Annotated in this window: 7 protein-coding genes and 1 pseudogene; 2 read left to right on the forward strand and 6 right to left on the reverse strand. The window is 43.6% G+C overall.

Features of this window, described 5'->3' with window-relative positions; genetic code table 11:
* Positions 1-90 precede the first annotated feature (90 nt).
* From JWH17_RS24445 to JWH17_RS22275, 5 genes and pseudogenes are all read right to left on the reverse strand, one after another.
* A complete protein-coding gene (locus tag JWH17_RS24445) occupies positions 91-1,185 on the reverse strand; it encodes a DUF3322 domain-containing protein (RefSeq protein ID WP_205224905.1) in 1,095 nt (364 codons plus the stop codon).
* Positions 1,182-1,784, reverse strand: a pseudogene (locus JWH17_RS24930) (SbcC/MukB-like Walker B domain-containing protein); the annotation flags it as partial. The pseudogene JWH17_RS24930 and the gene JWH17_RS24445, both read right to left, overlap by 4 nt.
* A gap of 718 nt (positions 1,785-2,502) precedes the next feature.
* Positions 2,503-3,366 carry a hypothetical protein gene (locus JWH17_RS22265; protein WP_205224906.1) on the reverse strand — a complete coding sequence of 288 codons (864 nt, stop codon included), beginning with the start codon at positions 3,364-3,366 and terminating at the stop codon, positions 2,503-2,505.
* Positions 3,367-3,408: 42 nt separating this feature from the next.
* A complete protein-coding gene (locus JWH17_RS22270; protein ID WP_205224907.1) occupies positions 3,409-3,852 on the reverse strand; it encodes a hypothetical protein in 444 nt (147 codons plus the stop codon).
* Positions 3,853-4,089: 237 nt separating this feature from the next.
* Positions 4,090-4,380: a hypothetical protein gene (locus tag JWH17_RS22275; RefSeq protein ID WP_205224908.1), complete on the reverse strand. Its 291-nt coding sequence runs from the start codon at positions 4,378-4,380 to the stop codon at positions 4,090-4,092.
* A 203-nt stretch (positions 4,381-4,583) separates the two neighbouring features.
* On the opposite strand from JWH17_RS22275, the gene JWH17_RS22280 reads away from it, so the two are divergent.
* Both JWH17_RS22280 and JWH17_RS22285 read left to right on the forward strand, forming a co-directional pair.
* Positions 4,584-4,754: a hypothetical protein gene (locus JWH17_RS22280; protein ID WP_205224909.1), complete on the forward strand. Its 171-nt coding sequence runs from the start codon at positions 4,584-4,586 to the stop codon at positions 4,752-4,754.
* A gap of 15 nt (positions 4,755-4,769) precedes the next feature.
* Positions 4,770-5,741 carry a HEAT repeat domain-containing protein gene (locus JWH17_RS22285; protein WP_205224910.1) on the forward strand — a complete coding sequence of 324 codons (972 nt, stop codon included), beginning with the start codon at positions 4,770-4,772 and terminating at the stop codon, positions 5,739-5,741.
* 1,354 nt (positions 5,742-7,095) lie between these two features.
* Here the strand turns inward: JWH17_RS22285 and JWH17_RS22290 are convergent.
* Positions 7,096-7,503 (reverse strand): 3D domain-containing protein, encoded by a 408-nt coding sequence (locus JWH17_RS22290; RefSeq protein WP_205224911.1) that lies wholly within the window; start codon positions 7,501-7,503, stop codon positions 7,096-7,098.
* Between the last annotated feature and the right edge of the window lie 1,254 nt (positions 7,504-8,757).

Below are 8,757 nucleotides of genomic sequence, written 5' to 3' on the forward strand. Positions count from 1 at the left end.
ACCTCCGCCACGGATTGCAGCAGACAAAGCGGCCTGTAAAAAAGCCGTGTAGTGCCGACCTAAAATTGTCGATTATGGAAAAACAGCAAGTTACACGTCCACATGGTCGCGAATTGCGAAAGTCGGGTTAAGGTGATTCAAACTCCGTCTAGTTGGGTTACTCTCCTGGCCCCACAGCGATTGATGAGCCATCAATGTTTCCCTGTCCATCAAAAAAGAGCTGGTTTGAGGGAAATATGAGCGAAGCTGATCAAGCATTACATAACCATGGGTATCAATATCGCCCCAGTAATAGATTTTTTTGCCCTCTAACCATTGAATATGTACCAACCGATCTAATCCGAAACCCATTCCAAAGATAATAATGGAGCGTGTCACATCTGGAAATGCCAAGCCATTAATTTCATTTTCGGTAATGAAAACCCTGTCTATGTCGAGATGTAAATTAAGAAACTCAGATACAGGTATTTGGAGATCCGACATTCCTGCAATATAGTGGTCAGCATCTAAAATTCGAAAACGAACTTGAATCGGTTTTGGGAGAAACCCATAGCGTTGCGTGAAGCCTTTGGCTCCCTTTGCGCTGGTATCGATCATTTCTTGGGGTAGAACAAGATCCAGCAACTCACTTAACAGTCTTTTATGTTGCTCAATAAACTTGGTATCAACTTCGGGAATCCCCAATTGGCGAAGATATAGTCCTGGACGAGGATGACTCTTTAGGTATTTCAACACGGCCAACAATCGCGGCCACTCTTTTTGATATTGAAGAACAACAAGCGGCCGTTTTTCCAGCCATGGCCGTATTTCCGGGAAATCTACAAGAATCTGACAACATAACGCATCAAAGTTTCTAACTGCGCTCACTTTGCCTATAAACGTAAACAGAGACTCATCTGTCTGAAAAAGTATTGCATGTGGAAATGCGTTTCGCCCGAGTTGGCGATGATTCACCTCCTGTAACTCTATAGTGAAAGGATTTTTTTTCTCTGCTTCGACCAGCTTATCCACCCATGCCTTCGCAGCATCCCACTTCTCCGTCCACTCATTCCTTTTGGGTTGTTTCAGAATCAGCCGCTTGGGACATATATCTTCATTACGCAATCGAGCTGTAAGCAGCTTCCCTTGTGTCCATTCACGCTCAAGCTTTGTTCGTATATCTCCAATACCGATCCAGCCGCTCACAAGACTCTTGCCTCTCGTTCTGCTCTCTCTTGCCGATACTCTTCTATTGTGAGACTGCGTAGTTGAGATTCTTGCCCGCCTTCATTGTGGACAAACCCAACCGTAGAAACGTATGGTTCTATGATATGAATTTTCTGCAGAGGAGTGACTATCAACAATTGCAAATTGAGCTCTTTAAACAACTTCAAAGCGTATCTCGTCGATTCATCCGATCCTCGCCCAAAAGCTTCATCGATAACCACAAAGCGAAAGCTTCTCGATTTAATTTCTCCACGCTCAAGCCCAAATTGATACACCAAACTTGCAGCAAGAACCGTATACGCCAGCTTTTCTTTCTGACCGCCGGATTTGCCACCGGTATCGGTATAATGCTCGTATTCACTACCATCTTCCTGGTAACGTTCAGATGCGGCAAAGGTGAACCAGTTTCGAACATCAGTAACCTTTTTCACCCACTTCCGATCCAGGTCTCGCGAATCAGGCCTGCCTTTAAAACGATCTATAAGCCTACTCACCTCAATAAATTTTTTCTCAGCGTACTGTTCATCCTCGGATCCGGTCACGGTACCCTCAATACAGATACGAAGCTGCTGCTGAAATCCGCGAATCTCCTGGTCTGTAGTCTTGGCATTTTCCAACTCTATATATCGTCCGGGGTTATACTCAATGGTAGCAAGGGACTGATTAATATGTTCAATCCGTTCCTTGATTGTCCGATTCTGTTTCTCCAACTGCGCTTGAAATTGTACAACCTCGCGGATTGTATTCTGATTGAGCAGTTCCTTAAATTTCTGTTCATATTTGGGGAGATTATCGGCCTGCAGAGCTTCCAGCATTTTTTGATACTCAAAAGCTGCCTCAATAGTCTTATCAACCTCTTGGGTCTCCGCTGGAAAATCATTGCAATAGGTGTGCATCGCCGAGGTAATATCCCCTGCCAGGCGATTTAATCGTTTTGCTTTGTCATCTATTTGCCGCTTGAACCAGGTACGCATATCCTGTTCACGGCTATAACACGATTCCACAGTCAAACGATGCGGCCCCAAAGCCTCTTCCCTTAATGACTCAAGATACGTGAACAGATCTAAGCGAACGGGCTCCTCAATACCAGCAACATCCCTCCAGCACTGGTCCAGATCGTTCTTCGCCCGCTGCAGTTTTTCTTTAAGAGCACCAGCCTCCCCAAGGAACACTCTGCCATATTGGCTTGTCGCCAATACAGTCACCCCGTGAAATATTCACCTTATGCATTCAAGAGGTTACTCCTCAACAATATCTATAAAAATATTGTGATCTTTTTTCCAAACCAACCCACCATTAATGGAGGTCGAGCATATACCAGCCCGGCCCTTTCAACTCTACGCTTTCCGGAAGATTAAGAATTTCCGGCTTATTGGTGTATTGACGACCACTCCATCTCAACCCTCCGGCATCAATTGACTGAACGATAAACCACTCCTTGCCTGTTCGGTCGACCGAATATCGAATATCTCCTGTATCAAGATAATTACGTATTTGATCATCAATGACAAAGTCCTGGGCAGAGGTTTGTGAATTTGGGTATCTTTTATACTTCTTGTAATATTGCTCAACTGCATCTTTGAACCTTTTAGCAGAACTCCAGCGATTCTGAGTTTCTTGGCTAGCAGCAGCTCCTCGCAACTCTGTGTTTTGAACCGTCGGCGATTTACCTCTTACATAACCAGGAATTTCTTTTTGTTGAGTAGACCGGTGCCGATACACAACCGCCTGTAAATCACCCCGGTTATCGGTATAGTTGGAATCGAAAATTTTAAATTTTAATGCACTACCATCAGAGTTGAATGGTTTAGATTCATATTCATGGCGCGGATCATAGCGAGAGCACCAGTTGAGGCCGAGGGTGTTACGTAACACGGAAATAGGCACAGGTTGCCCGTGAGCAACAAACTCGTAGCAAGGATCATTGACCATAGGTTGCTGATTCCGCCACCATTGGCCCATATAAAATTTACCCCCTACGCGGATAGAATAGGTCTCGCCTTGTACTAGTTTTACCGGACCAACTTCATGGCCGTTAGAAGGTATTGCACCTTGCCAGACCACAACCTTGGCGCCCCCAACTCCAGGCATGACAAGAAAAATTACAACCAACAGGATGATACGACCAAACCAGTGCATACCAAAAATTGTAGCTTTCATAGTCCTCCACACAACGCCTATTTTTTCATATGGTTAATGCTGTTAATGGAAATCAGCTGAAAAAAAGCCATTTGCATCTGCGAGAGGGTGCCCCCCTGCAGGTAAAGGCAACGTGCTCACATCATTACTGTATTGAATACCTGACCAGGACATACTGTGGTTCTTTTCTCCTTTTGATAACATCCCGGCAAACCTACAGGTAATGGTGAACCATTTTTTCCCTGATTGATCACGGTGATACTCAAGAATTCCAACCTGAAGAAATTCTTCCACGACATTTTGATATTTTAAAGAAAGTGTGGCTACATCTTCAGGGTACTGCTGGTGTTTAGCGAAGTAATCCTCCACAGCATCACGCACAGTGACAGCAACGAACGATCGATGCTTGTTTGCTTTTTCCACTTTTGTGAGCGCTGAGTTATAAACAAGGAGTAGCGCGATAAAAAGTAGCAGACTAAAAAGGCAGCCTTTTCGTGTTTTTTTCATAGTATTTTCTCCTGCCGATATCATATCTAACTAAGTTAGTTATGTAAAATACACAGCACCATTTTAACCCAGCCAAACTATTCTAAAATTTCAGCAGTCCAGTTACTTCAACCAGTCGCAAGAACTCGGCACGGTATCCATTTTTATCTTTCCCCCGGCTTGTGGTCCCGACATTAAAATCACCGTCAGAAGCCAGGATTATCCTGTTGTTACCACCAGGAATGAACACCTGCTCAGCTAATTTATAAGCGGTGTGGATGCCACTTGAGAGTCGGCAACCAGAGCACTCCTACTCAAAGAGGCGTTTGCCATTGGCATTGTTTTTTCAGCCCGTTGCATTGTATCGAGGTGATACGTTATTTCAGTTGCTGGATACACTGTGGGTGAATTTGTTTCTACAGTTGTCTTTCGCGGCGAAGTTTGTGCATCTGTGGCTTTCTTTTTTTCTTCTAGCTGCTTAGTCCCACTGCAAGCTGTGAGGAGTGAAACAAGTGTGACAGTCAGAAGGAGGGTGGTATGTGTTTTCATAGGATTGTCCCTGTTGAAAATAATGAGTTTTTGCATCCAGTTGTAATGGTTGACGGTAACAGAGACGATAAGTGTCGTTTTATTTGATATTTTATTTCTTATGAGACTAAAATGTAAATTAAACAGAAAATATTTATTTGGTCAAAACAGCATGTTGTGCTTTTGCCGTAGACTCCGAAAATTAGGTACGGCACGAGAACCTTATGCTTCCCCAAAAAAGTAAAAACGTTCTTCAGCAATCAAAAAATCTTACTCCTCATCAACGAAAATACTTGATCCAGATAATCAGGAAGAAACCTGAAGAACTTGGTAGCAAAGAAGCGTTGTGTACCCATACCTTTGCACTTTTTAATATAGAACCTCCAGAAAAATAGTACTCAAGGATAGTGATGAGCTCAAAAGCAAAATTCAGTGGAAAATGTGGTAAAACCGTGACTATTGATTATATAAAAAAACCCTTTATTACTTTGTTGGCTTTGCACTGTGCTTGCTTTCTTTTTTTGAATAACTCCTTTGCAGAAAGTAACAAGCTACGACCAAAATTGGTTTCAAAGCAACAGTCTAGCAAGCTGTCTGCACAAGCTTTCTTTCCAGCATTTGAATTTGATCAGTCCATGGTGCTGTGTTTAGAGCGATGCAAAAAGCAAAACCAGATGGTGTCTATGGGGATAGAAGCGATCATGGAGAGTTGCCGGCACCAATGTGATGTTGAAAAAGCGCTTAAAATGACCAAATCAAGTGATGCTGAAACAAAGCTTGAAGGCACGAGACTACTCTGTGAGTTAGGCAACAGAACCTCTGTCCCTGTTTTAATTAGTTTACTTCGAGAAGATGTTGAAAAGAGAACTGGGGCATGGGCTGATATTATCCCGACGCTTGGCCATATTGGTGACCCGAGAGCGACAGAGATTCTTGTGGATTTGGTCAACTTTTTAGATGACCAATGGCTTGGCCGTGAGATGGCGGTGAAAGCTTTGGGAGAAATAGGAGATGCCAAGGCTACTCCTGCTCTTATAAATGCTGCCTGGCGAGCAGACACCAGGGAAGCTGCCATTATTAGTTTGGCTAAATTCAACGATCCACGTGCAGCTTCAACCCTCGTTTCTGCAATACAGCCAGAAGAAGAGCAACCTGTCCGGGAAGCTGCCGTAATCGGTCTAGTGAAACTTAACTCGGCTGCAGTAACGGCTATCAATGAAGAATTTTTTAATTATTCTCAGGAAAACAAGCAGACCCAAAAGCGGGTTTGGCTTTGCGGTGTTTTAGGTCAAATTGCAACCAAAGAAGCATTGGGAGTGCTCAAAAAGAGTCTCACAGATCAAGATCCGGCGGTGAAAGAATGCGCTGAAAAATATTTGTAATGGGTAGAAGTAATTCCTACAGGTAGCAGAAATTGCTTCGAGCCCCCTCTAGCTACAATGAGTTACCTTATTAATTGCACCTAATTGTATATCGTGGACTAACTCCTTAAAATTACCATAAAATAAAATTTGGTTGGACGATATGATGAGGTTCGTTTGGGAGAAGTATTCGTTATGATCGAGGCATATTATATATGCTTCCATGCGTGCCGCAAATGCTCGACAAATTATTCTGATTCTTTTCTTCCGTTCTCTCTCCAGCTGCTCAAAGAGGACAATACCAGCCACCTGTTTTTTCCATTGCCATGACGAAATCTTTGAACCAAATTATTCTCTTTGTCTGCAGCATCGCTCTCTTTGCGGCCTGCAATGGAGCGGTTGGCCGATGCCAACAGTAGGACGGGGAATCGAGGTATTCACGCCTTTACGGTCCGGGATATCGACCCGACAACCACAGGACTTGAGGCAGTGTACAGTCTCTACGGTCCGCCCAGTTTTCGGTGTCGCCCAAGCTCCTTATTTGATATACGGATTCTCCGTCTCTGGGATACTTCCTGACGAAATAATTCGCTGCTGGTCAAATGTCCTTTGGACTACATCTCAGGTCAACTTGATCTCTGCTTCAGGGATTGTGTCATACACATATGCCCATACATAGGCTGTCTGATGATTCCGTTTATTATTTCCCAAAGACAGGTGTGGTGTATCGAAACCCACAATCGGGTCATTGCTTTCTTTCGTCTTGCAGCGATAGTTCGACCACCTGTAGCCGGGAGGAGGCCAAAAATAGCTGTAGGTAACCATCTAAATCAAGGAGAAAAAAAAGGGTTGTTACGTATACAAACTGTGCAGATCACACACTCCGCTCTTCTGTACCCTCCTCATTAAAAGCCTACCTACCTAATCATCACAAATTACGGTTAAAGACAGAATCGTTGACAGGTTAATGTTTCACCAGTTTTTACCTGCAAGCTTAACCGAACAAAACATTTTGTATATTTTTAGGATGATGGACTGACAGTACAAGCTGTTGTTATGATAATCCTGACTATTCTCTATACAGGGACAGGAATAATGTAATATCTTGGAATTTCGAACAAAGACAGATAGTTGAATTGGCAATATTAACTTTTAGTTCAAGTGCTGCTGCGTTTTGCCGAAGGCCAGAAGTGCAGTGTAGGTGAAACGAGTAGCGGCTACCTGAAGCGCTTCAGTAGGCCACAAGTATACTTTTATGAATATTTTACGAGATCGCTCTTTCAAGAAAAGACAGCCTCGCCGCAGGCGAGTCTATTCTTCCGATCCAATGACGTTGTTATCCCACCTATTCCGTGGACTAGATTGCGGTGTAAGGTCACGGCCTCCAGGAGATTCGAAGCTGTTTGACACCGAATTCCTTTGCGGCTTCAACATCTAAGCCCATGTAAACGTCAACTCGCTTCGTGAAGCGAGCTGCAGTCTTGTCAAGAACTACATATTTTCCATGCAGGCCCTCGATCTTCAGAGCGGTACCGCGTGTGAGCCCCTCGTCCAATAGGTCACGCGACACTGCGACGACCTTCATTCCAGGCTTCAACTCGTCTTCCCATGCGGCGACCGTTGGTTGGGAATTGGTTTGTGATGGTACTGAGTTGTACGCCGAAACGGTGACAATCATCGAACGTTCGGGTTTGTTTGATCCGCACGCGGAGACGCACACGGCAATTATCGCTACCGCGACCCAGAAGAACACAACCGGACTCAATGGCTGTCTTTCAATCATGGCGTAGATACCCCTTTCCTGGCGGCGAAGCCGCCAGGAACAAGTAATTATGTAGAAACTGCATAACTTACGATTTGTAATATTATATAGAAATAATATCTGCTAGACAATATGAAAGATTGCACGACGGTATTGTGCGGTCGCAGAGCCAAGATTTGCACTGGCAGGGCTAAGCTGTTTTCAGCCTGACAGGGTGGATATGTTTCCTGTCTATATTCCAGGGGAATTGTCGTATCGTCCAGTAAAAGAAATCCCCACGTCCTCAAGCGGAACTTAACTTTATCTGTACAAATCTTCACCATACGTATGCCTACAACCATAGACTGTGCCTTGATGATACACATACGAAATTTTTCCTGAGGAGGTGCCAGAACGATAGTTCTGTGTGATATGTTATTACTCGTCGACAGAGGAGTGCACGCCTTTCGGGGCGTTGTGCAAGAAACCTCAATGTGACCATATCGGGGGGTGGGTAAAAATAGCCTACTTAAAAGTAAAAAGGCGTGTCTGTTTTTACTAAACCATCTCACTTTACCTTATTCTCACTTAATGTGGACTCAGAATTGACTTGATTGTTGGTCTGATCGTTTATCATTGCGGGCTGCTGCAATTAACCCTTTCAGGAACGATTGTCGTCAGCGCATAGCTTTTTCTAATGGCGGGCTTTTGGGACAGACATGATGGCTTCGTAATTTCTGCCACCATAGAAAATATTTAAGATGCTCACCGTCTGCTCGTCTTCATTAACGACAAAGGCTGCAATGGCTTTTTTATCGAGAAGATAGACTCTTACCTAAATCCTGCACGTCGAATGTTAGAAAAAATAAATTCTACTTTTAAAAACAACATATTGAGCAGGCAATTGATTTGAAGTTCTATTCACTGTTTGAGTGAACCTATTTTTTCTCACCTTCAACGCCCTGCGGGATCGGCAATTTCACCAAATCTGCTACGTTACCAAAGGCTTGAAGTATTTTTATACGTCTGCGCCTCCGGTGCCTCACATCTTCGGCAGGTAGCGTAGACTCCGAAATTTCCAATTGCAGGATTTAGGAAAGATTTACCGAAATATTATCCTCACAGAATATGTATAGTGAGATAATAGAAGGACTCTAAACTGTTAGATAGTGTCTGTCCGCGAGAAGCTATTTATTTGATTTAGTAAGAGAAAATCGCCTTTTAAGGGATGCTCTTTTTACGATTCCTGGTAAAGTTTTTTTAGTAAGTCGCTAAAATTACTTGATTAACTATTTC

The organism is Desulfogranum marinum (assembly GCF_016918565.1).
Lineage (GTDB): Bacteria > Desulfobacterota > Desulfobulbia > Desulfobulbales > Desulfobulbaceae > Desulfogranum > Desulfogranum marinum.